The following is a 1,049-nucleotide window of genomic DNA, read 5'->3' on the forward strand; positions in this document are numbered from 1 at the left end:
CGCCGAGCCGCACGCGAGCAGCCCCATCGCGTACATGCCCCACGCCGCCATGTTCTGGTGCCGCGGTGGCTCATTGCGCACGCCGACCGTGAACACAACGAGGAGGCCCGCCGCGATGAGCGCAAACACGAGCTGGGCTACATGAAATCCATGTAACCCAGTCAAACTCGACGCAATCGAGGTTCCCATTAAAGCGCCGGCCCAAGCGGGACCGAACTTTGGCAACGTCATAGGACTAACGCTAGGCCTGCCACCGCGTCTCATCCACTTTGGGTCGGGGCTTTGTGGTTTTTAGAACGCGAATGGCCTGAAGCGCGCCAAGGGAGGCAGCCGGCACTAGAGCGTCACGTTGGCCAGCACCGTGCCGGTGGGTTGCGCCGCGCCGACGGCGACTTCCTCGGTTACCAGGACTGAAGCAGTTCCACCGGGCAGCGGCATCCACACGTCGTCGTGGGGTTCTTGGCCGATGACTCCAGCCGATTCCATGGCGCCGTCATCCATGACTGCCCACACTTGTGCCCCCATGCCGTCGTCGAGAGCTGGCTGGCCGTTGACCATGGCGCCGCCCTTGCCCATGTCAGAGCTGATCGCGATGTCGAGGCTCGCGCCCATCGCGTCGGCCTGACCTTGACGCGCGTCGTCGGCCTCCATAATTGCGTGCATTTCGTCGACGCCTTGGGCTGCCACGGATTCGCGTGACTCGTCGACAGTGAATTGGGTGACCGCGAACCCGCCACCGGCGATGAGCACAACGGCGGCTGCTGCGGCGGTTGTGAGACGTCGCCAGGACCGGTTCTTCCGCGCGGTGTCGAAGTCTGTGACCTGGTCGGTAGCGTCGATACGCTCCATGATTGAGCGTTTGAGCTCCGGTGGCGGAGTGACCGGCGTGGCTGCGGAATTGAAGAGGTCCTCGATATCTTTATCCATCACAGGCCTCCTTTCAACGACACGGCCTTGCGAAGCTTTTGCAACCCGTCGCGTACCCGGGTTTTGGCTGTTCCGAGAGCGACGCCAGTGGCATCGGCGATTTCTTGGTGGGTGAGTTCCCC

At 63.0% G+C, this 1,049-nt stretch carries 2 protein-coding genes; both read right to left on the bottom strand.

Translation table 11 applies throughout. The features are described 5' to 3' along the window. Positions 1–336: 336 nt before the first annotated feature. A complete protein-coding gene (locus HMPREF2990_RS03645) occupies positions 337–927 on the bottom strand; it encodes an anti-sigma factor (protein ID WP_070762758.1) in 591 nt (196 codons plus the stop codon). Next, on the bottom strand, positions 927–1,049 hold a 123-nt coding region (locus HMPREF2990_RS12390), incomplete at its 5' end, for an RNA polymerase sigma factor (protein ID WP_305764507.1). The genes HMPREF2990_RS03645 and HMPREF2990_RS12390, both read right to left, overlap by 1 nt.

This window comes from Corynebacterium sp. HMSC071B10 (assembly GCF_001814825.1).
Taxonomy (GTDB): domain Bacteria; phylum Actinomycetota; class Actinomycetes; order Mycobacteriales; family Mycobacteriaceae; genus Corynebacterium.